The organism is Pseudomonas sp. CBS, assembly GCF_024734645.1.
GTDB lineage: Bacteria > Pseudomonadota > Gammaproteobacteria > Pseudomonadales > Pseudomonadaceae > Aquipseudomonas.
Genome location: NZ_CP102929.1, coordinates 1,762,289 through 1,786,506, shown reverse-complemented (window position 1 = coordinate 1,786,506; position 24,218 = coordinate 1,762,289). Strand labels below are relative to the sequence as shown.

The 24,218-nt window shown below is 60.9% G+C and carries 21 protein-coding genes and 2 pseudogenes; 13 read left to right on the top strand and 10 right to left on the bottom strand.

The genetic code is table 11. From position 1 onward, the window contains the following. Positions 1-12: 12 nt before the first annotated feature. Entirely contained in the window at positions 13-753 is a 741-nt protein-coding gene (locus NVB75_RS08100; protein WP_258346755.1) for an SDR family oxidoreductase, read from the bottom strand. 234 nt (positions 754-987) lie between these two features. Here NVB75_RS08100 and NVB75_RS08095 point away from each other — a divergent pair, with 234 nt between their 5' ends. The 6 genes from NVB75_RS08095 (at position 988) to NVB75_RS08070 (ending at position 8,880) form a co-directional block, all read left to right on the top strand. Next, a complete protein-coding gene (locus tag NVB75_RS08095; RefSeq protein ID WP_017476170.1) occupies positions 988-1,749 on the top strand; it encodes a FadR/GntR family transcriptional regulator in 762 nt (253 codons plus the stop codon). Further along, on the top strand, positions 1,746-2,735 hold the full coding sequence (locus NVB75_RS08090) for a diaminopimelate epimerase (protein ID WP_258346754.1): 990 nt from the start codon (positions 1,746-1,748) through the stop codon (positions 2,733-2,735). Before NVB75_RS08095 ends, NVB75_RS08090 begins: the two co-directional genes overlap by 4 nt. A gap of 311 nt (positions 2,736-3,046) precedes the next feature. Beyond that, positions 3,047-5,089: a type VI secretion system tip protein TssI/VgrG gene (gene tssI / locus NVB75_RS08085; protein WP_258346753.1), complete on the top strand. Its 2,043-nt coding sequence runs from the start codon at positions 3,047-3,049 to the stop codon at positions 5,087-5,089. Beyond that, positions 5,089-5,931, top strand: a complete 843-nt coding sequence (locus NVB75_RS08080) for a DUF4123 domain-containing protein (protein ID WP_258346752.1) — start codon at positions 5,089-5,091, stop codon at positions 5,929-5,931. Before tssI ends, NVB75_RS08080 begins: the two co-directional genes overlap by 1 nt. Continuing rightward, positions 5,924-6,718: a hypothetical protein gene (locus NVB75_RS08075; RefSeq protein WP_258346751.1), complete on the top strand. Its 795-nt coding sequence runs from the start codon at positions 5,924-5,926 to the stop codon at positions 6,716-6,718. Before NVB75_RS08080 ends, NVB75_RS08075 begins: the two co-directional genes overlap by 8 nt. An 11-nt stretch (positions 6,719-6,729) precedes the next feature. Next, positions 6,730-8,880, top strand: coding sequence for a lipase family protein (locus NVB75_RS08070; protein WP_258346750.1), 2,151 nt, complete (start codon positions 6,730-6,732; stop codon positions 8,878-8,880). A gap of 2 nt (positions 8,881-8,882) precedes the next feature. Here NVB75_RS08070 and codA read toward each other — a convergent pair whose 3' ends face one another. The 7 genes from codA to NVB75_RS08035 form a co-directional block, all read right to left on the bottom strand. After that, a complete protein-coding gene (gene codA / locus NVB75_RS08065) occupies positions 8,883-10,118 on the bottom strand; it encodes a cytosine deaminase (RefSeq protein WP_258346749.1) in 1,236 nt (411 codons plus the stop codon). Between the two features lie 27 nt (positions 10,119-10,145). Further along, positions 10,146-11,363, bottom strand: a complete 1,218-nt coding sequence (locus NVB75_RS08060) for a PucR family transcriptional regulator ligand-binding domain-containing protein (RefSeq protein WP_258346747.1) — start codon at positions 11,361-11,363, stop codon at positions 10,146-10,148. Further along, complete coding sequence (gene codB / locus NVB75_RS08055; RefSeq protein ID WP_258346746.1) at positions 11,360-12,628, bottom strand: cytosine permease; 1,269 nt, start codon at positions 12,626-12,628, stop codon at positions 11,360-11,362. Before codB ends, NVB75_RS08060 begins: the two co-directional genes overlap by 4 nt. Before the next feature lie 202 nt (positions 12,629-12,830). After that, positions 12,831-13,454, bottom strand: coding sequence for an NUDIX hydrolase (locus tag NVB75_RS08050; RefSeq protein ID WP_258346745.1), 624 nt, complete (start codon positions 13,452-13,454; stop codon positions 12,831-12,833). A gap of 10 nt (positions 13,455-13,464) precedes the next feature. Continuing rightward, complete coding sequence (locus NVB75_RS08045) at positions 13,465-13,917, bottom strand: GNAT family N-acetyltransferase (RefSeq protein ID WP_258346744.1); 453 nt, start codon at positions 13,915-13,917, stop codon at positions 13,465-13,467. 93 nt (positions 13,918-14,010) lie between these two features. Further along, entirely contained in the window at positions 14,011-14,367 is a 357-nt protein-coding gene (gene queD, locus NVB75_RS08040; RefSeq protein WP_003190259.1) for a 6-carboxytetrahydropterin synthase QueD, read from the bottom strand. Positions 14,368-14,547: 180 nt separating this feature from the next. Beyond that, the gene (locus NVB75_RS08035) at positions 14,548-15,627 is read right to left on the bottom strand and encodes a patatin-like phospholipase family protein (RefSeq protein WP_258346743.1); all 1,080 of its coding nucleotides are present in this window, start codon (positions 15,625-15,627) and stop codon (positions 14,548-14,550) included. 159 nt (positions 15,628-15,786) lie between these two features. Between NVB75_RS08035 and NVB75_RS08030 the strand changes: the two genes are divergently transcribed. From NVB75_RS08030 to NVB75_RS08015, 4 genes are read left to right on the top strand one after another with little or no spacing between them, the layout of a single operon-like run. Further along, positions 15,787-16,095: a PepSY domain-containing protein gene (locus tag NVB75_RS08030; protein ID WP_258346742.1), complete on the top strand. Its 309-nt coding sequence runs from the start codon at positions 15,787-15,789 to the stop codon at positions 16,093-16,095. Next, the gene (locus tag NVB75_RS08025; protein WP_177029077.1) at positions 16,095-16,418 is read left to right on the top strand and encodes a PepSY domain-containing protein; all 324 of its coding nucleotides are present in this window, start codon (positions 16,095-16,097) and stop codon (positions 16,416-16,418) included. The genes NVB75_RS08030 and NVB75_RS08025 overlap by 1 nt, the downstream gene beginning before the upstream one ends. Continuing rightward, complete coding sequence (locus NVB75_RS08020) at positions 16,418-17,086, top strand: response regulator transcription factor (protein WP_076016748.1); 669 nt, start codon at positions 16,418-16,420, stop codon at positions 17,084-17,086. The genes NVB75_RS08025 and NVB75_RS08020 overlap by 1 nt, the downstream gene beginning before the upstream one ends. Beyond that, positions 17,083-18,399: a sensor histidine kinase gene (locus tag NVB75_RS08015; RefSeq protein ID WP_258346741.1), complete on the top strand. Its 1,317-nt coding sequence runs from the start codon at positions 17,083-17,085 to the stop codon at positions 18,397-18,399. Before NVB75_RS08020 ends, NVB75_RS08015 begins: the two co-directional genes overlap by 4 nt. Positions 18,400-18,535: 136 nt before the next feature. Here NVB75_RS08015 and NVB75_RS33340 read toward each other — a convergent pair whose 3' ends face one another. Both NVB75_RS33340 and NVB75_RS33335 read right to left on the bottom strand, forming a co-directional pair. Next, on the bottom strand, positions 18,536-19,291 hold the full coding sequence (locus tag NVB75_RS33340; RefSeq protein ID WP_375378937.1) for a methyl-accepting chemotaxis protein: 756 nt from the start codon (positions 19,289-19,291) through the stop codon (positions 18,536-18,538). Between the two features lie 102 nt (positions 19,292-19,393). Beyond that, positions 19,394-19,540, bottom strand: a pseudogene (locus NVB75_RS33335) (HAMP domain-containing protein); the annotation flags it as partial. 1,390 nt (positions 19,541-20,930) lie between these two features. Between NVB75_RS33335 and NVB75_RS08005 the strand changes: the two are divergent. The 3 genes and pseudogenes from NVB75_RS08005 to NVB75_RS33325 all read left to right on the top strand — a co-directional run bounded on the left by NVB75_RS08005 (position 20,931) and on the right by NVB75_RS33325 (position 24,000). Beyond that, the gene (locus NVB75_RS08005) at positions 20,931-22,250 is read left to right on the top strand and encodes a Na+/H+ antiporter family protein (protein WP_167410187.1); all 1,320 of its coding nucleotides are present in this window, start codon (positions 20,931-20,933) and stop codon (positions 22,248-22,250) included. Positions 22,251-22,320: 70 nt separating this feature from the next. Continuing rightward, a pseudogene (locus NVB75_RS33330) lies at positions 22,321-23,142 on the top strand (cache domain-containing protein); the annotation flags it as partial. A 36-nt stretch (positions 23,143-23,178) separates the two neighbouring features. Beyond that, positions 23,179-24,000 (top strand): methyl-accepting chemotaxis protein, encoded by an 822-nt coding sequence (locus tag NVB75_RS33325; protein ID WP_371132463.1) that lies wholly within the window; start codon positions 23,179-23,181, stop codon positions 23,998-24,000. The last annotated feature ends 218 nt before the right edge of the window (positions 24,001-24,218 follow it).

The window sequence follows — 24,218 nt, the reverse complement described above, 5'->3', positions numbered from 1 at the left end:
GGAAGTGGGCGGTCAGTTGCTCCAGCCGCCGTCAATGACCTGGGTGGTGCCGGTGGTAAAGGCGCTGGCATCGGAGCCAAGGTATAGCGCCAACTGGGCAATTTCCTGGGGCGTACCCAGGCGTCCCATCGGCTGGCGGGCGGTGAAGGCGGCGTATACCTCATCCTGCTGGCGGCCTTCACGGCTGGCTTGTTCGATGATGCGTTGCTGCAGCGAAGGCGACTCTACGGTGCCGGGGCAAATGGCGTTGCAGCGAATGCGTTGGGTGACAAAATCTGCCGCGACGGATTTGGTCAGGCCGATGACGGCGGCCTTGCTGGCGCAGTAGGCAAAGCGGTTGGGCACGCCCTTGAGGCTGGAGGCCACCGACGACATATTGATGATCGAACCGCCGCCCGCCGCCAGCATCCCCGGTAGAAATGCGCGGATCATGCGGTACATGGCGGTGACGTTCAGGTCCAGGGCAAACGTCCAGTCGCTTTCCGCGCATTCAAGAATATTGCCGGCGTGCACCACGCCTGCGCAGTTGAACAGCACATCGAGCGGGCCGATCTCGGCAGCAAGGCGTTGAATAGCACTGGCGTCGGTGACGTCGAGCAAGACCGTTTGCGCGCCCGACAAGTCAGCGAGCGCCTGTTGATTGATGTCGGCTGCAATCACTTCGGCGCCGGCCGCCAGATAGGCTTCGGCGCTGGCGCGGCCAATGCCCTGGGCGGCGGCGGTGATCAGCACGCGTTTACCGGTGAGGTCCATGACAGACTCCCTTGATTGTTATTATTGGCTCAATGGTCAGGCCATTGAGGGCGTGAAACGCCTGCATCTGCGGCATAGCGAACCGTGGTGGGTTTGCTATGATCAGCACACTGGAAACGATCCAATGGTCAGGCCATTGATCCAATTTTTAGCATGGGTCTTTGCGGTCAACAAGCGGCTTTTTTGCGGATTGATCACCTGGACCGTGCCGTGCATGAATCGAGCTGAGCCTAGATGCCATTTCAAGTGATTGATAACCAACGTCTTTATCGACAGATTGCCGACCAGTTGCGGGCGTTGATCGACAGCGGAGAATTTCCGCCGGGCAGTCGTCTACCGGCTGAACGCGAGCTGGCCAAGCTGCTGGGCGTGAGCCGCGCCTCCGTTCGCGAAGCGATGATTGCCCTGGAGGTGATCGGCCTGGTGGACGTGCGGGTGGGTAACGGCGTGCTGGTGTGTGAACCGGTGCAACCGAAAGTCAGCCAGGAACCGGTAATGGCCCAGGCCACCCGGGACCAATGGAAAGAGTTCGACCCGGAACTCAACCTGCATGTGGATTTCAACGCCGAGATTCCGCCGTTTTCCCTGCTCCAGGCCCGGCGCCTGATTGAGCCGGAAGCCGCCGCCCTGGCGGCCAAACACGCCACTGACGAGGAACTCGCGGGTATCCGTGAGGCCTTCGAGCGCAACGTGCAGGACAATCGCGAAGGCTCCCACACCCACCCGGGCGATCGCCTGTTTCACATCCGTATCGCCCAGGCCTCGGGCAATCCGGCCTATGCGCTGATGATTGCGCACCTGCTGGGGCATCGGTACGGCAGCATGTTCCAGCGGTTACAGGCGCATTACACCTCGGACGACATGCCCCATCGCTCGGAAGACGAGCACCGCAAGATCCTCGATGCACTGGAGCAACGGGACGCGGAGGGCGCGCGACAGGCCATGCGCAAGCACCTGGAAGAGGTGGTACGGATCTTTATGCGGACGGCGCAATGACCCTGTTCTACGACGCCCGCGGGAATATCTACGGGGTGGTAAGCCCGGCGCAGTTACGCAGCAAGGGTATCGACGTGCCGGACCGTGCCGACTTGGCCGCTGGCACCCGAGGTGCCTGGGCATCGGCGGCGATTGCTGCCGAGTGCGGTTGGGGTACTTTGCCGCGCCCGGCAGAGGCCAAGGCGCATCGTTGTGACGGTTTGTTGGTGGGGCCGTTTCAGGCAGCGCCGCCCTTTGACCTGTTGATCGTTAACACGGATGGCTCCCTGGCGGAACGCAGTGGCAACGGCCTGACGATTTTTGCGCAGTCGTTGACCGACCAGGGATTGATGGCGCAAGGCTGCGAACTGCGGGTGCATCACGACAAGACGGATGCGCTGTCGCCAGTGGTTACACGGGTTGAGCCTGCGGAGTATGAACAGGTGCAGGGCTTCTGGCTGGCGTTGGGGCGTCCCGAGTTCGGGCCTGTGGCGGTAGGGGCTGTTGGCGTTGGCTTGGTCTCGCTTGAGGGAACCGAGGTGAGCCATGTTTTGCCACTGGCTGCACTTAATCCTGAGTGGCGCCACAGCCAGTTTGTACGGGTGGGCAACCCTCATTGTGTGACGTTGGTACAGGAAGCGTCGGCGTTACCGGACAACGCGCAGATGCATCGGCCAGCGTTGTTCGATCCGCTGAGGGCGATTGCCTTTGCGCCACCTGTCGGGGCCGGACAGCCTTGTATTTCCGGGATCAACCTGCAATGGGTCGCCCGGGATTCAGGTAACCGTGTGATCGCGCGGGTGTTCGAACGTGGTGAGGGGCCGACGGCGTCCTCCGGGACCAGCGCAAGCGCCGTGGCTTGCGCCGCGTGGTCTGTAGGATGGGTGACGGCGGGCGAGGTGGCGGTGGTGATGCCGGGCGGTACTGCACCGGTGCGGTTGCAAACAGAGGCGGGTGAGTTGCTGAGCGTTAGCCTGTTCGGGACTGCGCGGCTGCAGGAAGTTTGAAAAACGGAGTGGCTGGCTTAATTATCTTTGTCAGTTGCTTCTCTATAAATAAGCGGTCTTGGTGAATGGCGGCGTAAGAGTATTCCTGTTAGTGAGTAATGGCTGTTTAACTGCATTTCTGTAATTGATAAAAGACCCTTCCAATATCGATGTACGAATCTTCTTTTTTATTTTGAAGCGGCCGAATTTCGCCTGAAATCGCTAGTATTCCTGGGGTTCAGGCACTTTTTATCGGCTTCGAATTGAGTGGTGTTCTCTGCGTTTTGTGGAGGAGCTATTTCAGCTCGACAATGAATGGCGGGTAACAACGGATGTTCAACACGCTTGTTTCGTCACGCTTCAAACTGATCGTCGCAGGAATAAAACAGGAACTTGAGGTGCTGGCGTTTAAAGGCAGCGAAAGTATCGATCGGCCTTTTTTCATTGAAGTGCAGTGGGTCAGTGAAAACCCCGGCCTTGATCTGGAGAAGCTGCTTCACCAACCGGCCTATCTGGATTTTGGTGAGCCGGGTGAAGGCCTTCACGGGCAGATCTATGCCATTGGCCGGGAAGACCCAGGCCGGCGGCTGACCCGCTATAACCTGACCCTTGCTCCGCGTTTGGCGTATCTGGCCCATCGTTGCGACCAGCGGATTTTCCAGCAGCGCAGCGTGCCGCAGATCATCGCGGCGGTGCTTGAGCAGCACGGTATTTTCGCCGATGCCTATGCCTTTGAATTGGGGCCGGTGGTGTACCCGCCACGTACGTTCTGTGTGCAATACGCGGAAACCGATCTGCATTTTATCCAGCGGCTGTGCGAGGAAGAGGGCATTCACTACCACTTTCGCCACAGTACGGACGGCCATGTACTGGTGCTTGGTGATGATCAGACGGTGTTTCGTCGTTTGCCGGCGCAGCACTTTTGTGCGGCCGGTGGCCCAACTGCCGAGGCACTGGTGATCCAGCGTTTTGATGTGCGCTTGGCCACGCGCAGCACTCAGGTTGTCCGGCGTGACTATGACTTCGAACATCCGTCGTTGCGCCTGCAGGAGCAGGTCGGTTCCTCGCCTGTACTTGAAGACTATCAATATCCAGCGGGGTTTACGGGGCACCTGCGAGGTTCGCAGTTGGCCCGACGGAGCCTGGAACGTCATCAGCGGGACCGTCATCGGGCGTTGGGCCGCAGTGATCAGCCGGCTTTGCGCAGTGGGCATTTCCTGGAGCTGCGCGACCATCCGGACCTCTCCTGCAATGACTTGTGGTTGATCACCAGCGTGCGCCACGAAGGCTATCAGCCGCAGGTGCTGGAAGAGGCGGTGGTGGATGCCGAGGCATTCCAAGGCTATCGCAATCGATTTACCGCAACGCCTTGGCGCGCCGCTTACCGCCCACCGCTCACGCACCCCAAACCGCGTATCAGCGGCTGTCAGACCGCAACGGTCACTGGCCCCGTGGGTGAGGACGTGCATTGCGACGCACACGGGCGGGTAAAAATTCGCTTTCACTGGGACCGCCTGGACAAGAACGACGACAAGAGCAGCTGTTGGGTGCGGGTGGCAACCGGTTGGGCGGGCGACAGCTTTGGCGCGGTGATGATCCCGCGCGTGGGCATGGAGGTCTTGGTGACGTTCCTGGAGGGCGACCCGGACCGGCCAGTGATCAACGGTTGCCTGCCTAACACGTTGCAACCGGTCGCCTATCCGTTGCCGCAACACAAGACCCGTAGCGTTCTGCGCAGCCGCAGTTCGCCGGGCGGGGCGGGGGCCAACGAGCTGCACCTCGAGGACCGTAGCGGCCACGAGCTCATCTACCTGCGCGCCCAACGCGACCTGGAGCAGCAGGTCGGCCACGACAGTCGGCTGGAGGTCGTGGGCGAACGTCGGGAAACCATCCACGGCTTGAGTACGACCACCCTGGGAGACGAGGAACATCGCAGCATCGCCGGCGACCGCAAGGTTCGGCTTGGGGCTGATGATCACTTGCACGTGCAGGGCAACAGCCAGACCCATGTCGGCCAGACCCTGGTGATCGAAGCGGGGCAACAGGTCCATCTGAAGGCCGGTGCCAACCTGGTTATCGATGCCGGTGCGCAGTTGAGCTTCAAGGCCGGTGGTGAGCATTTGCTGATTCAGGCCGGAGGGATTTTCAGCAGTCGGCCCATCACGCTGGGCGGTGTGCCTGCCGGGACTCGAACAGCCAGCCCAGTTGGACCGGGTGACGTGGCTGCTGCGTCCGCATTTGCAGCGGATGGGCCGAAGGTTTCGGTTATCCAAGGCGCAGTCATGGAGCTGGCCAGAAGACTGGATGCGGACTTCTGTCCAGTGTGCGAGCGCTGCCGTGAAGGCCTGTGCGAATCCACCGGGAGGGCGGCTTGATGGAGAACGCGCTTGGCCAGTGGATGGCTGAACAGCAGCAGGCAGGGCGCCGGCTGTGCCTGGTTCTACAGGGTGAAAGCGATGCGCTTGGGGTACTGCTGGCGACACGCACGGTCGCTGAGTATCGCAGCCTCTATGGTGACACCGTCGCAACGGAAATGGCGGCGGATGGGCCGATGCTCCTGTTGCTCGACCATGTCAACGAGCCCGGATTGGTGGGTTTGTTGCAAAACCCTCAGCGTCATTGGGGCTGGTTGGGCAGCCTGCCGGGTGATGATTTATCGGGTGTTAGCCGGCACTGGCGCGACAGGTTGGTAGTGGGAGCGGCGGGCAGTCAGGCGCTGTACCGCTTCCACGATAACCGCACCTTGGCGCGGGCGTTGGTTCACCTGCCTGCTCGGGACTGGCCTGTTTTTCTCGGGCCGCTGATCAGCGTGTGTTACTGGCAGGGTGAGCGTTGGAGCTGTGTCGATAACCCGGCTCCTGGGGCGTATCCGGTACCCGATCCTGCGCCGTGGCTGGAGGTGCCGAACCCACAGGCGGGCGCGATTCTGCAGGCCAATATCCTGCGTTATCTGCTGGCTGAGTACAGCGAGGCGCTCAGTCAACTGGCTGAATTTCAGGACCCGAGAGTCTGGCTGGAACAGGTGCTGGAACAAGCGCGGGCTTGGCAATGGGAGAGGCCGGAACAGCTGGAGTTTTTGGTGGTGCGGCGGTTGGTGGAAGCCACGGGGGATGTGTTTATTCGATGGCAGCCGATGCGTGGGGAAGTGCCGGAGGATCATTTTCAGCGGGTGGTTGGGGAGTGGCGTCGGGTGGAGCGGGAGCAGCAGGATGCGTAGAGGATTTATGTTGAGCGTGTGGCGAGGGTTGCTCGTGTGTGGCGTGTTGGCTGCGTCTGGTTGTGCGATGAAACCGGCGGACAGTTTCACCCTGGAAGTCGATTTGCCGGCGAATTTTCGCTTCAAGAGTGATGCGGCTTATCGGCCGGCAACGGGTGAGACCTGCACCCTGCCCAAACGACGGGGCAAGCGGCCGGAGGACAAGGTTTTTGACACCCTTGGGAAGCCAGTGGCCAATCGGGTGAGCTTTGAAGTACCGCTGACGGAGACGGTGGATGGGTGCCCGTTGGTGTTGCGCAGTATTACGTTTGATATGTACGCGAAGTGGGGGGAGCGGTCGGCGGATGTCGGGGGGGATTTCGCAATTATTAATGTGCGGGATCGGTTGGAAGACGGTATGGCCGGAATGCCTGAGTCGGGTGTTCAGGAGTTACAGGGGCGGTGTCAGTGGTTTTTCAGGACGATCGGACCGCTGCATGCGATCAGGAAAATCCTTATGTGTAATTCGTTGGACGCCATTGGACAGTCGAGTAAGTCACGAGCAGGAGGCTTTGCACAACGGGATCAGTTAGAGGGGAAAACACTGAGGATGGTGCTGGCAGTGGCAAACGAGGAACTACCCGCTGTAGACGACAACTGGGTTGCCGTTCCGGGAGGCTGGAGACGCTGTATGGGGGAAAGCTTGGACGATGTGTTTGCGTATTGCCGTGGGAATACTACTGATTTCAAAGCTATCAAAATGCCGGATGGACGCGTATGCGACGTCTATCCAACGTGTACAGAATAGGAAGCTTATTCATGAAACAGGATGCATGGAAGCAACCGTTTTTTAGCGACAAGGCACCTGCTTGTTCGTTAAGAGGACATTGGGCAAGTTTCTGCCTAGTAGATGAGTTTGGGGACGGAAAGGCCTACGGCGGTCTGCCTTACACATTGTATGACAGCGCGGGGCGTGAGTACTTCGGTCGTTTGGATGGTGAGGGCTTTGCCAGGCGAGATGATTTTTACTGTGGTCCGCTCGTCATTAAGTTGGATGAACGCTACTCCGGTTCAGAAAAGCCTTATACCGATTTGATGACGCGTCTGGCTTACAAGCTACCCATCACCGAGCTCCAGGTTCGTGCGGAACAAACCCGCTTTCTCCGGGCCGATGGCCAGCGTATCGAACGAAGCCTTTCGAAGAATCAGACGGACCTGTTCTATCAGGTCGAAGTACGTGATCTGGTCCGATACGCCGCTCACTTGCCACGCATCGTATCCCGTACTCATCGACCCCCGCGACATGCACTAAAAATGATGGCCGACCTTGGATTCGGGCCACCCCAGCCGACGTTGGTTGGTGTCGTTTTATTTCCCAACCGGCACACAGTACTTGAGGTTCGCCCATTGCGAGCACTGCGCCCTATGCTGTCCACCGAGGATCAATTCTGTGCGTTGAACCTCTATCAGTTGGCACTTATGTCCACGTTGAGCTATTGCGATTTTGGACAGGAGCCCCCAGCAAAACCCATAGACCAAGTCAGCTTTCAACGGGACCCTAGCGTCGGTCATTTCTTTGCCGACAGACTATCGGGCTATCAGGAACCCTGGAAGGTCGATGCTAAGCAAGTACAACACTTTTATCCGTTATTGGAAGAGGTACCGTATTCCCTGCGCTTCGAAATTTTGCCCTTCGATCCTGAGTTATATCAGCAAAATCGCTCCGAGTTGGGTGAAGAGCAGGAGCATCCAGCACGCCTGCACTTTTTCGACGACGAAAAGGATGGCACTGATACCCAGGCATTTATCAGTCATCACGATGAAGTGATCATTATTGCCGTAAGGGGCACGGCCAGCGGAGTCGACATACTGAGGGATGCAAATGCCCATCAAGTGAATTTCATTGACGGTGTCGGCAAGGCTCATGAAGGCTTTTACCAGGCTTATCAAGCCATGCATGATTTTGTACGGCGCTACCTTGACCAATTTTATACAGGGCAGCGCATTGTGATTTGCGGGCACAGCCTCGGCGGTGCGATTGCCTTGTTACTGGCTGAGGGATTACGTCGAACCGAAGATACCCACTACAACATCCTCCTATACACCTACGGAGCCCCCCGAGCTGCCGACTCCGAATTCACCGACGGCGCCTCGGCTCTGGTGCATCACCGGATCGTCAACCACAACGACCCTGTCCCGAGTGTTCCCGCACCCTGGATGAACACTACCGCCAAACTCTGGATCCCTGGCGCCGTAGTGCTATTCAGCAATCCTGCGCCCGGGGGCCTGCTGTTTGCCTTGGGCCTGGTACGGCTGACCGGCAACCCTTACCAGCACCACGGCGCGCAGCAGCACTTCATGCCGATACTGCTACCGGACGGTACACAGTCCTCCGTCTTGTGGACCCCTGGCTGTGAATCCATTGAGGACGCGGCCTGCAAACGCGCATTGAGGCTCAATGGCGATATGCCGGATCGCGCCAACCTGATCAAACAGCTTATTCAGAGTACCCATCACTCCATGGTCGTCAGCTACATCCCCGCCGCCTGGGCCACGTTGCGCCGTTGGCAGCAAACCCTGGACACCCATGGCACCCTCGTAACTGCCCGTGAATTTGAACTGATCGACAAAGCCTTGTTCACCATGCAGCACCAGATACGGGAACAACGAAAAAGGCTGGATCTGCATCGTCCTGCCAACCAGCGTGGCTACGAACACCACGACCCTTTGAGCCAGGAAGTCGACCGGCTGAAGGACAGTCGCGACCGCCTGGCAACCCTCCGCTGGCGCCACCTCCAGGCCCGCGACGTCTATGGCAGCCACGCTTCATCCCCAACCCTGCAATCCAGCCTGAAACGCTGGTTCACCCACCCGCAAAACCGCGAACTCACCCAAGTGGCGAGTATCCCGCCACAACCGGATGACGGCTGGGGAAAGCCGCAAACCCTCGACATCGACTCAATCACATGAGCCTACAAAAACTCCACCTGCGCCGGCCGGCGTTTCATCAACACCTTGCCTCCACGAATCGAATACAACGGCAATCCCTGGCTGCGAATCACTTCATAGTCGCTGTCCGCAGACAGAATCAACAGGTTCGCCGGACGCCCTGGCTCCAGGCCATAACGATCCCCCAGGGCCATGGCCTTGGCGCTGTTATCGGTGACGAGGTCGAGGGCGCTTTGCAGGGTGCGGTAGCCAAGCATGTGGCAGATATGCAGCCCTGCTTCCAGCACCCGCAAAATATTGCCGTTACCCAGTGGATACCAAGGGTCGACGATGGAGTCCTGGCCGAAGCAGACGTTCATGCCGGCCTCCAGCAGTTCGTTGACCCGGGTCACGCCGCGGCGTTTGGGGAAGGTGTCGAAGCGGCCCTGCAGGTGGATGCTTTCGGTAGGGCAGGAGACAAAGCTGATGCCCGAGTGCCCCAGCAGGCGGAAGAGCTTGGCGCAGTAGGCATTGTCGTAAGAGCCCATGGCCGTGGTGTGGCTGGCGGTCACGCGGGCGCCCATGTCGCGGCTGCGGGCCTCTTCGGCCAGCACTTCGAGGAAGCGCGAGTGTGGGTCATCGGTTTCGTCGCAGTGCACGTCTACCAGGCAACCGGTGCGCTCGGCCAGGTCCATCAGAAACTTCACCGAACTCACTCCCTGGTCGCGGGTGTATTCAAAGTGCGGGATGCCCCCGATCACGTCGGCGCCCAGGCGAATGGCTTCTTCCATCAACTCGCGGCCATTGCGGTAGGACTCGATGCCTTCCTGGGGGAAGGCGACGATTTGCAGATCGATCAGGTGGCCGCTTTCCTCGCGCACTTCGAGCATGGCCTTGAGCGCGGTGAGGTCCGGGTCAGTGACGTCGACGTGGGTGCGCACATGCTGGATGCCATGGGCGGCCAGGGTCTGGATGGTTTTTTTGGCACGGGTCTTGGTGTCTTCCTGGGTGATGGTGGCCTTGCGTTCACCCCAGCACTCGATGCCTTCAAACAGTGTGCCGCTCATGTTCCAACGCGGCTCGCCGGCGGTCAGGGTGGCGTCGAGGTGAATGTGCGGCTCGACGAAGGGCGGTACCACCAGGTTGCCGGCGGCGTCCAGGTCGTCGGGGCCTGTTATGGGAGCCGCGCCTTGTTGGGTGATGCTGGCGATCCGGCCGTGTTCCAGGTGCAGATCATGCAGGCCTTCACGGTTGCGCAGGCGGGCGTTGATGATGTGCATGGGCAAGTTCCTCTTGGCAAAAAACAGTCAGGCAGACAGCCGCCAGATCATCAGCGCGATGCCGATGTCCAGGCGGTCATAAGCATTGTCCAGCGTCAGCCCGCACAGGGCTTCGATGCGCTGGACGCGGTGCGTCAGGGTGTTACGGTGAACCGCCAGCCGCTGGGCGGCGGCCACAAGGTTACCATTCTCGTGGAACCAGGCCTCCAGGGTCGGCATCAGGCTTGGGCCGTGGTGCAGGTCGTGCCGCAGCAGCGGCCCCAGGCGTTCGTTGAGAAACTGGTCGAGCAGGGCGCGATCACGTACGCCGCTGAGCAATTTGAGTACCCCCAACTCGTCGTAGACACACAGCCCGGCGCGCTCACTGAACCGTCGTGCAGCGGCCAACGCCTGGCGCGCCTCGTCCAGGGCCTGAGCCAGTCGCGCGGGAGGCTGCGCGGCAGCACTCAGGCCGATAAACAGTTTCAACGGTGCCAGGCGCAGGTTCAGTGCTTTCAACCAACCGGCCAACAACTGGCGGTTGGCCAATGCCGCACCCGCGTCCATCGCCGGCAACAGCAACGTCCATTGTCCGGCACGCCCCAGCACAGGCAAACGCGAGGAGTGCTGCGCCGAAAACTGGCGCAAACGTCGGGAAATGGCATCGTGCTGACGGGCAAGCTGTGCCTCCACCTCCGGCGCTTCACCTTGGGCAAACAGCGCGTCGCTGCCGTCCAGTTGCAGCTGGACGAGCTGCCAGTGTCCGGCCAACGGCATGCCCAACTGCGCGGCGCGGTGCAACAGCAAATCCAGGGATTGGTAATCACCGGCCAGCAGGCGTTCCAATACATCATGTCGCGAGCGCCCCAGCTGTTGCGACTGGATCAACGCCGAGCCGATGGCCTGGGTCACCAGCACCATCTTCAACGAGTACGGCTGTTCGATCAGCGGCATGCCCGCCTCTTGCGCCGCTTCCAGCAAACGCTGGGGAATTGCCTGGATATAGTCCGGCCCCGTGAGGATCACCAGGCCGGCGACCTGGCGCTGACAGGCTTCGTCCAGCAACACCAGCAGGTTGGCCTCGTCCCGCGGGTGATTGATGCCGGTGACAAACACCAGTTCGCCGCCCAACACCCATTCTGCAATGCCGCTGTTTTCTGCGACATAGGGCCAGCGCACCGTGTTCTCCAGGCCGGCTTCCCCGGCCCGCAGGCACATCGACTCAAGGCCAGGCAAGGCCAGCACATCGGCTATCGTCAGGCTCATGCCCGCACGTCAGCCAAGGGCGCCCGCACCCGTAGCACACTGGTCAGCACGATGTAGGTCAGCGACGCCGCCACAATCCCCACTAACGGCGCCACCCAAGGTGAGTGAAACGCCAGCACCGTACCCACGGCGTAAGCGATCAGCCCCGGCCAGTTGAAAGCCGGCAGGCGCGTATCAGCCAGGCGCGGATAGTGGCCGCGATAGCGATAGAAGAAGTCCGCCATGATCACCCCGCCAATCGGTGGGATTACCGTGCCCAGCAGGATCAGGTAGGGCACCAGCATGTCGTACATGCCCAGCAGTGCCAGCAGGGTGCCGATCACCGCGCCGGCCAGGGTCACCGTTTTGCGGCGCTTGGTGCGCAGCAGGTTGCAGCCGGCAACGGCGAAGTTGTAGATGGTGTTGTCCTGGGTGCTCCAGATATTCAGCAGCAACATTGCCATGGCTGCCATGGCAAAGCCTTGCAGCAGCAACACTTCGACCACGTCGGGCTGTTGGTAGACGATGGCGCCGTAGGCCCCAATCAACACCATCAAGCCGTTGCCGATAAAGAAGCCGATCAGGCTGGCGAGCACCGCGACCTTGGCCGAGCGCGAGAACCGCGTCCAGTTGGTGGCCTGGGTCGCGCCGCTGACGAAGGTGCCGAACACCAGCGTGATGGCGGTGGACATGTCCAGTTCACCGGTAGGTACCACGGCCAGCAGCCCTTCCAACCCGCCGACTTTTACCGTGGCGACCCACATCGACAGACACAGCAAAATGCCCATGGCCGGCACGGCGATGTAGGACAGAATCTCCAACCCGCGATAGCCCACGTAGGCCGTCGCGCAGAACACCATGCCGAACAGCACCATCAACCCCAGTACGCTGCCCTGGCTCAACTCGAAATACTTGCCCAGCACCACAGCAGCGGTGGCGGTGCCCCAGGCGTACCAGCCGATCTGGGTGAAACCGAGGATCAAGTCGCTCAACTTGCTCCCCACTTCACCGAAGCAGAAGCGCCCCATCAGCACCGAGTTCAAACCGCTCTTGAACGCGATGTAACCCAAGCCTGCGGCGTAGATACCCAACAGCAGGTTACCCAGGGCCACGACGCCGAGCATCTGGGTAAAGCTGAAGGCCACCCCCAGCTTGCCGCCGGCGAACATGGTCGCGGTAAAAAAGGTGAAGCCCAGCAATACCATGGCGGTGGAGGCCAGGCCTTTGCGGGCATGCATGGGCACCTCGCTGAGAGGGTAGTCATTGCCCGGTTCGTTCTGCGTCATATGCCGTTCTCCCTGAATGAGTGACGCAGGCCTATTGCACCCGTCGTGCCAAGTGCAAGGCAGTGACGGGCGCACGGTCAGTACTGTGCAGGTTGCACAGTATTTATAGTCAAACAGGGGCAGCGGGCAGGAGGGATTGGTCTTTTTGCCCAGTCAGGCGCGAAAGCAGTGCAGGGGTGATACAAATTGGATCACCGGTTATTCAATCGAACAGGGTGTGAGTGATCTCCCCGCGATGAAAGGCGAAGGCGGCCTCAAGGTCGCTTTCAATCGTGCGGCCCCGGGACAACGGGGGCAGGTCGTCGAGGCTGAAGAACCCGACTTCCGTGGTTTCGAAACCGGCCATGGGCGCCAGTTGATCGACCCGTTCGCACAGAAAGTAGAGTTTGTAGAAGTCGCGGATATCCGGCCGGTACAAGCCTTTGGCCTTGTGGGTGACGCTGTACAGCGCCCGGGCGGTGACCGTCAGCCCGGCCTCTTCGCGGATTTCCTTGACGATGTTTTCAGCCGCCGACAGGCCAATATCCGCATAACCACCAGGCAAGGCCCAGCAGCCATCCGTCAGCTCTCGCACCAACAGGATCCGGTCGCCGTCAATCACCGCGCCCCGCACATCAATCATCGGCGTTGAATAGCGCTTGGCAAAATCCGGCACCAGGCCGGTGATGCGCTCCAGCGGCACTTCGCCCAATTGCGCCAGCATGCTGTGGGCGATCTGCGCGATTTCCTCAAGGCGCTCGCGCTCGAAGTCATCGGTGCAGAAATGCAGCCCCGTGGAGGCCAATGCTTGCAGGCGCTTGGCTTGGGCCAGCCAGGTGTTTTCCATGGGAGCTCCTTCAGTGCGACGCGGTGAGGTCTTTTTGCATGTAAACCCGGCGCAGGCCGTTTTCCTCGGCGCGATGGGTTTCCACATAGCCTTTGCGGGTGTACAGCGCGATGTTTTCGCTCATCGCCTCATTCGTGTAGAGACGGATGGCGCCCTGCCTGGCTTGGCTTTCCGTGAACGCCAGCAATAAACGGCCATAACCCAAACCCTGGGCGCCGGGATCGACGGCCAGGTTGTCCAGCAGCAGGTACTTCTCGTGATGGATCAGCACGACAAAGCCGTGCACCTGGCCTGCGTGCTCCAGCACATGCACGCGTCCGGCTGCAACTTGCTGGCGATAGTCATCCAGCATCGGCCCTGGCTTGCGCCCGATTCGTTCGATGTACGGGGAGTAGGCGGCGCGGACGATGGCCTCGATGGCGGAGGTATCGTCGACGGTGGCGGGGCGGATAAGGGGTGGCATCGCAGCGTGCGCCTTCTGTGCAAGAGGCCCTGACTGTAAGGGACTCACCGGCATAAAAAAACCACCGCAAGGGTGGTTTTTTACATCGCCGGCTTACTCGCCGCGATAGATGCAGCCGCTGGTGCAGGTCTCATGGATGCGAATCGCGCTGAGTTCCGGCAACAACGGTTTCAGTTCATTCCAGATCCACTTGGCCAGCACTTCGCTGGTGGGGTTTTCAAGGCCCGGAATGTCATTGAGGTAGTTGTGGTCGAGGCGCTCGTAGAGCGGCTTGAAAATCGCCTTGATCTCCGAGAAGTCACGGATCCAGCCGGTATGCGGGTCGAGGTCGCCGCTGAGGTGGATCGCCACCTTGAACGAATGGCCATGCAGGCGCCCGCATTTGTGGCCTTCCGGAACGTGGGGCAGGCGGTGGGCGGACTCGAAGGTAAACTCTTTGAAGATTTCCACTGGGTTTTTCAGCTCGGTGAGGTGTCTGGCAGGCGGCGAGTTTAACAGTTTGTCGCGGCCGCGCGCATACCGCGTAGCAACTGTCGAGCCTTGGCGAGGCTGCGTTTGCGGTTTGTCTGGCAAACCGAGGGGCTGCCGACGCAGCCTCGCTTGGGCTCGACAGCTGCTACGGAGAGGGCGCTAGAGGGCCAGCAGGCGTTCGCCCAATTGGCCGGTGTCGGCGAGTTGCAGAAACTCGTCCCCCAGCCGCTGGCTTTCGCTCATCGCGGTTTGCCAGTACTTGTTGCGGCCCGGGTCGTCGCCCATGAAGCGCTTGAAGTCGCTGCGGTCTGGCAGTTTGCCGTGGGGCAGGCGGGCCAGGTATTCCTTCGACGGTGCCAGCAGTAATACATCCTGCAGTCCCTGTTGATTCGCGCGGCGCCACGGCAAGCCCTTGTCGAACCAGCCGGGGATGACCCGGTCGGTGAAATGCGGGTACAGCACGATGTCATCGCCGTGGTAGGGCAGGTCGAGGTGATAGTCCAGCAAGCCGCCATCGCGATAGGTGCCAGCACCGGCGCCCGGCAGGTCGCGCACGCCTTGCATCACCATGGGGATCGAACCCGACGCCAGCAACGCCTGGCGCAGGTTGCCCAGTTCCAGATTCAGGAACCTCGAGGGGAAATCCTTGAGCGCATGCAGTGGAGGCGCCTGGCGTGGGTCGTGGACGATCAGCCGTTCGAAGTGCCGGGACAGCCGCGCACGGCCCCTCAGGTTGTCGGCGATCACCGATGACAGCCCCAGACCAAGGCGACCGCGATGATCGTCCGCCAGCAGGCCGTGGCTTTTGACCACCATGATATTCAGCCGGTAGTTCGGGTTATCAAGCACCCGGGCATCACGGCCGGCCAGCAAATCATCGAGCATGCGCACGCAACTCTGGCTGACTTCGGCCATGGTCACGCCTTTGGCAAAGCGCTGTTCGTTGTACAGCCGGCCCAGGTCGAGCAGGCCTTGCACCGGGTCGGGCAGACACGCACTGGCAAACCGCCAGGAGCCAATCGAGGCGCCGATCAGCGAGCGTTCCCGTGGCGCGCGTGGCAGCCAGTCGCCGAACAGCGCCAGGTCCAGACCTTGGATGCCGAGGGCCTTGGGGCCGCCAGCGGCGCCGGGAAGAATGCCGACATCCGCAGGCGCAAGCCCCTGCTCACGAATGCGTGCGAAGGCGCGTTTACCGGCCTTGAGGGTCAAGGCGGGGAACTTCATGTGGATAGCAGTCATACCGGTCTCATTTACCGCGAGCAGGGCATTATAGAAAATCTTGCGCGGTTGCAGGCAAAGGTATTGCGCAGAATTGCCATGGTGGCAATTCAGTTTCAGTTAAGTTGGGTCCAGTACCGTGAGCCCCGTAGGCAAAATATCCTGAAACGGAGACTCACCATGAAAACCCTCACAGCCTTGATCGCCAGCAGTATCATCGCCCTCACCGCTGGCGTCGCCCAGGCTCGCGACCTGGGGCCGGACGAAGCACTGAAGTTGCGCGACGCTGGTACCATTGTGTCTTTCGAGAAGCTCAATGCTATCGCACTGGCCAAACATCCCAATGCCACCGTGCATGAAACCGAGCTTGAAGAGGAATACGGCAAGTACCTTTATCAGGTTGAACTGCGCGATGCCCAGGGCGTTGAGTGGGACCTGGAACTGGACGCCGTCACCGGCGCCGTCCTCAAGGATCATCAGGATACGTAATGAAGGTAAATCTACGCACCAGCGTTCAAGTGGCGCTGGTGCTCCTGGCATTTTGCTCTGGCCTGGCCGCTCGGGATCTGGGCCAGGATGAAGCGCTGCGCCTGCGCCAGAAGGGCGTGATCGCGCCGCTTGAGCATCTGCTGGGCCCGGCATTCGAGCGCTACCCGGGCGCCAAACTGCTGGATGCCGAGCTTGAAGAGCACGAGGATCGCCCTGTGCGGTTTATCTATGAAATCGAACTGTTGACGGTGGAAGGCGTGGTGCGCGAGATCGAACTCGACGCCAACACCGGTCAACTGCTCAAAGACAAGGAAGACGACTGATGCGCCTGCTTCTGGTGGAAGACCACGTACCCCTGGCCGATGAGCTGATGGCCGGGCTCAATCGCCAGGGCTATGCCGTGGACTGGCTGGCAGACGGGCGCGACGCGGTGTATCAGGGGCGCAGCGAACCCTACGACCTGATCATTCTTGACCTCGGCCTGCCGGGTTTGCCCGGGCTTGAAGTGTTGACGCAGTGGCGTGCCGCCGGCCTGGCCACACCGGTGCTGATCCTCACCGCTCGCGACTCGTGGGCCGAGCGTATCGAAGGGCTCAAGGCGGGCGCCGACGATTACCTGAGCAAACCCTTTCACCCCGAAGAGCTGCACCTGCGTGTTCAGGCCTTGCTGCGCCGTTCCCATGGCCAGGCCAATCAGCCCACCTTGCAGGCTGCCGGTTTGCACCTGGATGAGGGCCGCCAGTGTGTGATGCGCGATGGCGAGGAGATCCAACTGACGGCCGCCGAGTTTCGGCTGCTGCGCTATTTCATGCTGCACCCCGAACAAATCCTTTCGAAAAGCCATTTGGCCGAACATTTATATGATGGCGAGACTGAGCGTGATTCCAATGTGCTGGAGGTCCACGTCAATCACCTGCGCCGCAAGTTGGGCCGCAGCGTGATCGAGACCCGGCGCGGCCAGGGTTACCGTTTCGGCGCCAGCCCTGCATGAAGTCGATCCAGCGGCGCCTGAGCCTTGGGCTGATCAGCGTAATGGTGATCGTCGGTCTGGTGCTGGCGCAGACCAGCCTGTGGCTGTTCGAAATGGGCCTGCAACGCTACCTGGAATCGGGCTTGCGCAACGACAGCGAAAACCTGTTGGTGGCGTTGGTGCGCGGGCCCATGGGCGTGCAGCTGGATGAACAGCGGCTGTCTCCCGCCTATCAACGGCCGTTTTCCGGGCACTATTTCCGTATCGATTTCGCCGACACCCATTGGCGTTCCCGCTCGTTATGGGACCAGGAACTGCCACAACTTCCCCAAGCCGGGCTCAAGGGCAACCTGCAATTGGGGCCGGAAGGCCAGCAGTTGCTGGTACTGCGTTCGGACTACAAGCGTTTTGGCCAATCGATTTCCATCAGCGTGGCCCAGGACTACACCCCGGTCAGGGAAAGCTTTCGCCTGATGCGCCAGATTGGTCTGGTGCTGGGACTGGCGGCGCTGTTGCTGATCCTGCTCCTGCAACGGGTCACCGTGCGTCGCGCCTTGCGCCCGCTGGAGACCGCACGCAACCAGATCGCGCAACTGCAGCAGGGGCAGCGCTCGCAACTGGACACCCAGGTGCCAGTAGAGCTGGAACCGCTGGTGGCGCAGATCAACCACTTGCTGGCCCACACCGAAGACAGCCTCAAACGTTCGCGCAATGCCCTGGGCAATCTTGGCCATGCCTTGAAAACCCCACTGGCGGTGTTGCTGAGCGTGGCATCCAGCGAACAACTCAAGGACCATCCGCAACTGAGCAAGCTGCTGCGCGAACAGCTGGAGCAGGTGCAACAACGGCTTAATCGCGAACTCAATCGTGCGCGCCTGGCCGGCGAGACGCTGCCCGGCGCCCTGTTTGACTGCGATGGCGAATTGCCTGGCTTGCTGGCGACCCTGAACATGATCCATGGCGAACACCTGGATTTGAGTTACCGCGTACCACCTGGTTTGCAGTTGCCGTGGGACCGCGAAGACCTGCTGGAGTTGTTGGGCAACCTGCTGGACAACGCCTGTAAATGGGCGGACGCGGAGATTGTGTTGAGCATCGGCGAAACCCCGGAAGGCTTTCGGCTGGTGGTGGAAGATGACGGGCCGGGGATTCCCGAGAGCCAGCGCGACCAGGTGTTCAGCCGAGGCACACGGTTGGATGAGCAGACTGACGGCCACGGCCTTGGGCTGGGGATCGTGCGGGATATCGTCGACGTGTGGGGCGGGGTGCTTCTGTTGCAGGAGAGCGAGCTGGGCGGGTTAAAGGTCGTTATCGACCTGCCACGCCGCCATTGAAAACAAACCGTAGCAGCTGTCGAGCCTTGGCGAGGCTGCGTTGGCGGTGTGTCAGGTATACCGCCAACGCAGCCTCGCCGAGGCTCGACAGCTGCTACGGATACTCGGGCTTGTCGCCAGAGTATCCCGCGGCTCATCAAACCTTGAACTGATCCATCAAGCTCTGCTGCTGATTCGCCAAGCTGTTCAACGCCTGGCTGACCCGCGCCGACTCATTCGCCTGCTCGGACAACGACTCCGTCACATCGCGAATCGTCGCCACATTGTTGTTGATCTCTTCGGCCACCGCGCTTTGCTCTTCGGCGGCGCTGGCAATCTGCAGGTTCATGTCGCTGATCACCGTCACCGCATCGCCGATCTGGCGCAAGGCGGTCACGGCCTGGCCCACTTGTTCGACGCTGCCCTGGGCCTGGCGATGGCTGTTGCTCATGGAGCCGACAACTTCCTGAGTACCGCTTTGCAGTTGCTCGATTACCAGGCGGGTTTCTTCAACCGACTCCTGGGTACGTTGCGCCAGGTTGCGCACTTCATCGGCGACCACCGCAAAACCGCGACCGGCTTCACCCGCACGGGCGGCTTCGATGGCGGCGTTCAGCGCCAGCAGGTTAGTCTGCTCGGCAATCGCACGAATCACTTCCAGTACTGAACCGATCTTCTCGCTGTTGGCGGCCAGGCCTTCTACCTGGGTCATTGCGGTGCTCATGTCCGCGGCTAAGTGGCCGATGCTGGTGGTGGTGCGGTCGATCACGGTCAAGCCTTCACGGGTGGCCTGATCGGCATCGCGGGCGGCCTGGGCGGCTTGTGCTGCACTGCGGGCAACGTCCTGAGCGGTGGCGCTCATCTCGTGGGAGGCGGTGGCCACCTGGTCGACCTGGCGGTATTGCTGCTCCATGCCGGCACTGGTCTCAGTGGCAATCGCCGCCGACTGGTCGGCCGTGCCACGGGCGTCCTGCACCGAGCGTTTGACCTGGGCAATGATCGGCTGCAGCTTGTCGAGGAAACGGTTGAACCAGCCGGCCAGCTCGCCGAGTTCGTCATGCTTGTCGTAGGCCAGGCGCCGGGTCAGGTCGCCTTCGCCACTGGCGATGTCTTCCAGCATGCGCGCCACGCCGAGGATCGGCCGGGTTACGCTGCGGGCCATCAGCCACACCAGCAACAGGCCGATTATTGCTGCCAGCAGGCCCAGGCTCAGTTCCAGCAGGGTGCCTTTGGCGTTGTCGGCATCCAGTTTGGACTTCAGGGCTTCAGCCGGGGCCACCAGGACTTTTTCCGGTACATCCAGCAAAACGCCCCACGGCTTGCCATCAGGGATCGGCTGGAATGGCGCCAGCACCTTGAGTTGATGGTCGGTGCGCACGCTGCGGGTCTGGGTGCTGGTGGAAAGCGAACTGATCAACTGCGCGCCGTTGGCCGTGTCGACGGCGTCCAGGCGCTGGCTGAGTTTGCCGGCGTCCGGGCTGTAGCCGGCCAGCAGGCCTACCGGGCTGATGATGCTGACGCTGGTCTGGCCGTCATAGAGTTTCTGGCTGGCGCCCTGGCTGACGGCTTGCAGGCTGTTGAGGTTGATGTCCACCGACAGCGAGGCGATGACTTTGCCGTTGACCATCAGCGGGAAGACGATGCTGGTCATCAGCACCTTTTGTCCGTCGATCACATAGAAGTAGGGTTCGATCACGCACGGCTTGAGGGTGGTACGCGGGCAGGTGAACCAGGCGTTGGCTTTTTCGCCGCTGGGTCCGACGCTGGTGTCGGACATGTCGCTTTCGGGCAGCGACATCGACGTCAGCTTGCCGGCAGTCGGCTGCGACCAGTACAGCGCAAAACGGCCTTTGTCGTTGCTGCCCAGCTCTTGCTGGTTGGCGAACAACTCGTCCTTGCCATCCAGTGCGTTGGCCTCGAACACCAAGGACAAGCCCAGCAGTTCCGGATTGGCTTGCAGCGCGGCCTTGACCTGGCGGGTCAGGTCTTCGCGCAGGTCGAAGGCATCCAGGAAGCGTTTCTCGGCCTGTTCGCGCAGGAACAGCACCTGCCGGGAAAAGCCGTGGCCGTATTGATAGGCGTCCATGAACTGCTGGCGAATGCCCAATGCCTGGACTTCACCCTGGGCTTCAATGCGCGCCTGGGCGGCTTCGTCGAGCATTTCCATACTGGAAGCTTTCACCAGGTCGGAGCTCTGCGCCATGCGGTACAGCGAGAGACCTACCAGCAAGGTCACGATGCCCAGCAGGCAAAGACCTGCCAGCAGGGTAATTTTCCATTGAATGGACAGCTGTCTGAGCGACATGGAGCCTTCCTTAACTTTCGATACGACAGAGACGATCTGCCTGTATCGGCCGCTGGAGAATTTTCTTTATTCAAACGATCAATTTAAACTCGTTTGCGACGCCGTTCTTTGACATGCCCGCCCACCTGCTGCAAAGTGCGCGCCCTCTAATAAAACTCCCTTAAAACCTGGTTTGCGGCAGCCGTTCCCGACAGCAGCCCGGGCAGGTGTGTGCTTTTTTTAGTTTTTCTGTCTTGAGGTAACGATGATTAATGCAGTAATCGCCGCGGTCGGCACGATGCTGGTGCTCAGCCTGTCCCGCGTGCATGTGGTGATCGCGATCATTGTCGGCGCCCTGGTGGGTGGCCTGACCGGCGGCCTGGGCATCGATGCAACGCTCAAGGCGTTCAACAGCGGGCTGGGTGGCGGTGCGACGGTGGCGTTGTCCTACGCGTTGCTTGGCGCGTTCGCCGTGGCGATTGCCAAATCCGGCCTGGCCCATGCGCTGGCGGACAAGGCCCTGTTGCTGGTGGATCGCCAGGAAGCCACGGGCGGCAGTCACGTCAAATGGCTGTTGATCGGCCTGCTCTGGGTAGTCGCGATTGCCTCGCAAAACATCCTGCCGATCCACATCGCGTTTATCCCGTTGCTGGTACCGCCGCTTTTATACGTGCTGACCAAGCTGCAGCTGGACCGTCGGCTGATCGCCTGCGTCATGACCTTCGGCCTGATCACGCCCTACATGTTTCTGCCGGTGGGCTTCGGCAATATCTTCCTGAATCAGATCCTGCTGGCCAACGTGGCCAAGAGCGGCGTCGACATCAGCCACGTCAACGTCACCCATGCCATGGGCCTCCCGGCGCTGGGCATGGTGGTCGGCCTGCTGGTGGCGGTGTTTATCAGCTACCGCAAGAAGCGCGTGTACGACCTGGAGAAAATCGAGCGGGTCGAGCAGGTGGCGGTGCAATACAACCCGCTGACCCTGTTGGTGGCCGGCCTGGCGATTGCGGCTGCGTTCATTATCCAGCTGTGGCTGGACTCGATGATCATCGGCGCCCTGGCCGGGTTCCTGATCTTTTCGGTGTCGGGCATCGTGCGCTGGCGCGACACCGATGACCTGTTCACCGAAGGCATGAAGATGATGGCGATGATCGGCTTCATCATGATCGCCTCGTCGGGCTTTGCCGAAGTGCTCAAGGCCACCGGCGAAGTGCAGACACTGGTGCAAGCCTCGGCGGCGTTTATCGGCCATAGCCGCGGTGTGGGCGCACTGCTGATGCTGCTGGTGGGGCTGCTGGTGACCATGGGTATCGGCTCGTCGTTTTCCACGGTGCCGATCCTCGCGGCGATCTTTGTGCCGCTGTGCGTACAGCTGGGCTTCAGCCCGCTGGCCATCGTGTGCATCGTCGGCACGGCCGGGGCATTGGGTGATGCCGGCTCACCGGCGTCGGACTCCACCCTGGGCCCGACTTCGGGTTTGAACATCGACGGCCAGCATCACCATATCTGGGACACCGTGGTGCCGACGTTCCTGCACTACAACATTCCGCTGCTGGCGTTTGGCTGGTTTGCCGCGATGACGCTCTGACGGGATTGTCCTACAGATTTATTGTAACTAGCCGTTAACCTCTTAAGTTGTCCCTTAAGAGAGAAGAGCCATGCGTCTGAGTCTAAAGGCCAAAGTACTGTCCCTTGGTGTCCTGCCCGTGTTGTTGTTTGCCGTGATCATCAGCCTGACCACGGTCTGGATCCTCCGGGAGCAGGCTCGTAACGAGGTTGAAGAAACCCGTCAGAACCTGCTCAACGACGCCAAGACCACCTTGCGCGGTTACGTCGAGGTGGCCATGACCACCATCAAGCCGCTGTACGACGCTGCCGCCCAGGGCGACACGGCGGCGCGGGCACAGGTGGTCAAGCTGCTGTCCAACACCAGCTACGGCAAGGACGGTTATTTCTTCGGCTACGACTCCGAGACCATTCGCCTGTTCAAGGGCAACAGCCCGGACGGCGTCGGCAAAAGCTTCAAGGACAACCGCGACCCGAATGGCGTCTACGTCAACCGCGACCTGGTGAAGGTCGGCAAGGACGGCACCCACTACCTGCAATACAGCTCGACGCAGCCCGGCCAGACCGAACTGGTGCCCAAGCTCGGCTACACCGAATACCTGCCCAAATGGGACATGGTGATCGGTACGTCGGTGAACCTGGACGGTATCGATGCACAGGTTGCCGAGGTTCAGGCCAAGGTCGAGAAGCGCATGGAAGGCGTGGTGCTGAGTATTATCGGGATCGCCGTGGTGGTGCTGCTGGTGATCGCCGCCGTGGGCATGCTGGTGGCCAATACCATCCTGCGGCCGTTGCACCTGATGAAGATCAACCTCGACGACATCGCGGCCGGTGAGGGTGACCTGACTCGCCGCCTGGCCATCACCAGCCAGGACGAGCTGGGGGAACTGGCCGGTTCGTTCAACCGCTTTGTCGACAAGATCCACGGCCTGGTGCGGCAGATTACCGAGATGACCTCCCAGCTTACCGGCCTGGTGAGTCAGGTGGCCGAGCAAGCCAATCGCTCGGAAAAAGCCATGGAGCGCCAGCGTCACGAGACGGACCAGGTGGCTACCGCGATCAACGAAATGTCTTCTGCTGCCCACGAAGTAGCGCGCAGTGCTCAAGGCGCAGCGGTGGCGGCACAGCAAACTGACGCCGAAGGCCAGGCTGCGAAAAAAGTCGTGGACGGCAGCATCGCGCAGATTCACGCGCTGGTGAACGACATCCGCAGCAGCGGCGTGTCCCTGGACAGCTTGCAGCAGGACGTGTCGTCGATTGTCAGCGTGCTTGGCGTGATCCGCTCGATTGCCGAGCAGACCAACTTGCTCGCCCTCAACGCCGCCATTGAAGCCGCGCGGGCAGGGGAGGCCGGTCGTGGTTTTGCCGTGGTCGCCGACGAAGTACGGGCGCTGGCCAGCCGCACCCAGCAAAGCACCCAGGAAATCCAGGGCATGATCGACCGCCTGCAAAAAGGCACCGAGGCCGCCGTGGAATCCATGCGCCGCTCCAGCGATGCCGGCGACGGCACGTCCGCCCAGGCCAACGAAGCCGGTGCGTCCCTGGACACCATGGCGCAGTTGATCGGCACCATCAACTCGATGAACGCGCAGATCGCCAGCGCGGCGGAAGAACAAACCGCCGTGGCCGAAGAGATCAACCGCAGCGTGCATCAGATTGCGGTGGCGGTGGACAGCGTGGCCGATGAAACCCAACAGGGCGCCCAGACCTCCCGCAGCCTGGCGGACCTGGGGCAGCGGTTGGGGCAGTTGGTGGGGCAGTTCAGGATTTGATTGCAGATTTACCGCCACTGCTGAAGATGCCGTAGCAGCTGTCGAGCTCAAGCGAGGCTGCGTCGGCTCAACTTGATCTTGTGCCTGGCTCTATAACGACGGCGTGGCCAACGCAGCCTCGCTTGAGCTCGACAGCTGCTACGGGAGGCAAGCTTCTTCAACCTGGCAAGATTATCTTCTCCAGAAACGCAAAACGGCGCCCTAAGGCGCCGTTTTGC

What these genes read in the sequence shown, in the direction of transcription:
- NVB75_RS08100 (WP_258346755.1), bottom strand. Translation starts at nt 753, where the DNA reads ATGGACCTCACCGGTAAACGCGTGCTGATCACCGCCGCCGCCCAGGGC.
- NVB75_RS08095 (WP_017476170.1), top strand. Translation starts at nt 988, where the DNA reads ATGCCATTTCAAGTGATTGATAACCAACGTCTTTATCGACAGATTGCC.
- NVB75_RS08090 (WP_258346754.1), top strand. Translation starts at nt 1,746, where the DNA reads ATGACCCTGTTCTACGACGCCCGCGGGAATATCTACGGGGTGGTAAGC.
- tssI (WP_258346753.1), top strand. Translation starts at nt 3,047, where the DNA reads ATGTTCAACACGCTTGTTTCGTCACGCTTCAAACTGATCGTCGCAGGA.
- NVB75_RS08080 (WP_258346752.1), top strand. Translation starts at nt 5,089, where the DNA reads ATGGAGAACGCGCTTGGCCAGTGGATGGCTGAACAGCAGCAGGCAGGG.
- NVB75_RS08075 (WP_258346751.1), top strand. Translation starts at nt 5,924, where the DNA reads ATGCGTAGAGGATTTATGTTGAGCGTGTGGCGAGGGTTGCTCGTGTGT.
- NVB75_RS08070 (WP_258346750.1), top strand. Translation starts at nt 6,730, where the DNA reads ATGAAACAGGATGCATGGAAGCAACCGTTTTTTAGCGACAAGGCACCT.
- codA (WP_258346749.1), bottom strand. Translation starts at nt 10,118, where the DNA reads ATGCACATCATCAACGCCCGCCTGCGCAACCGTGAAGGCCTGCATGAT.
- NVB75_RS08060 (WP_258346747.1), bottom strand. Translation starts at nt 11,363, where the DNA reads ATGAGCCTGACGATAGCCGATGTGCTGGCCTTGCCTGGCCTTGAGTCG.
- codB (WP_258346746.1), bottom strand. Translation starts at nt 12,628, where the DNA reads ATGACGCAGAACGAACCGGGCAATGACTACCCTCTCAGCGAGGTGCCC.
- NVB75_RS08050 (WP_258346745.1), bottom strand. Translation starts at nt 13,454, where the DNA reads ATGGAAAACACCTGGCTGGCCCAAGCCAAGCGCCTGCAAGCATTGGCC.
- NVB75_RS08045 (WP_258346744.1), bottom strand. Translation starts at nt 13,917, where the DNA reads ATGCCACCCCTTATCCGCCCCGCCACCGTCGACGATACCTCCGCCATC.
- NVB75_RS08035 (WP_258346743.1), bottom strand. Translation starts at nt 15,627, where the DNA reads ATGACTGCTATCCACATGAAGTTCCCCGCCTTGACCCTCAAGGCCGGT.
- NVB75_RS08030 (WP_258346742.1), top strand. Translation starts at nt 15,787, where the DNA reads ATGAAAACCCTCACAGCCTTGATCGCCAGCAGTATCATCGCCCTCACC.
- NVB75_RS08025 (WP_177029077.1), top strand. Translation starts at nt 16,095, where the DNA reads ATGAAGGTAAATCTACGCACCAGCGTTCAAGTGGCGCTGGTGCTCCTG.
- NVB75_RS08020 (WP_076016748.1), top strand. Translation starts at nt 16,418, where the DNA reads ATGCGCCTGCTTCTGGTGGAAGACCACGTACCCCTGGCCGATGAGCTG.
- NVB75_RS08015 (WP_258346741.1), top strand. Translation starts at nt 17,083, where the DNA reads ATGAAGTCGATCCAGCGGCGCCTGAGCCTTGGGCTGATCAGCGTAATG.
- NVB75_RS33340 (WP_375378937.1), bottom strand. Translation starts at nt 19,291, where the DNA reads ATGGAGCAGCAATACCGCCAGGTCGACCAGGTGGCCACCGCCTCCCAC.
- NVB75_RS33325 (WP_371132463.1), top strand. Translation starts at nt 23,179, where the DNA reads ATGACCTCCCAGCTTACCGGCCTGGTGAGTCAGGTGGCCGAGCAAGCC.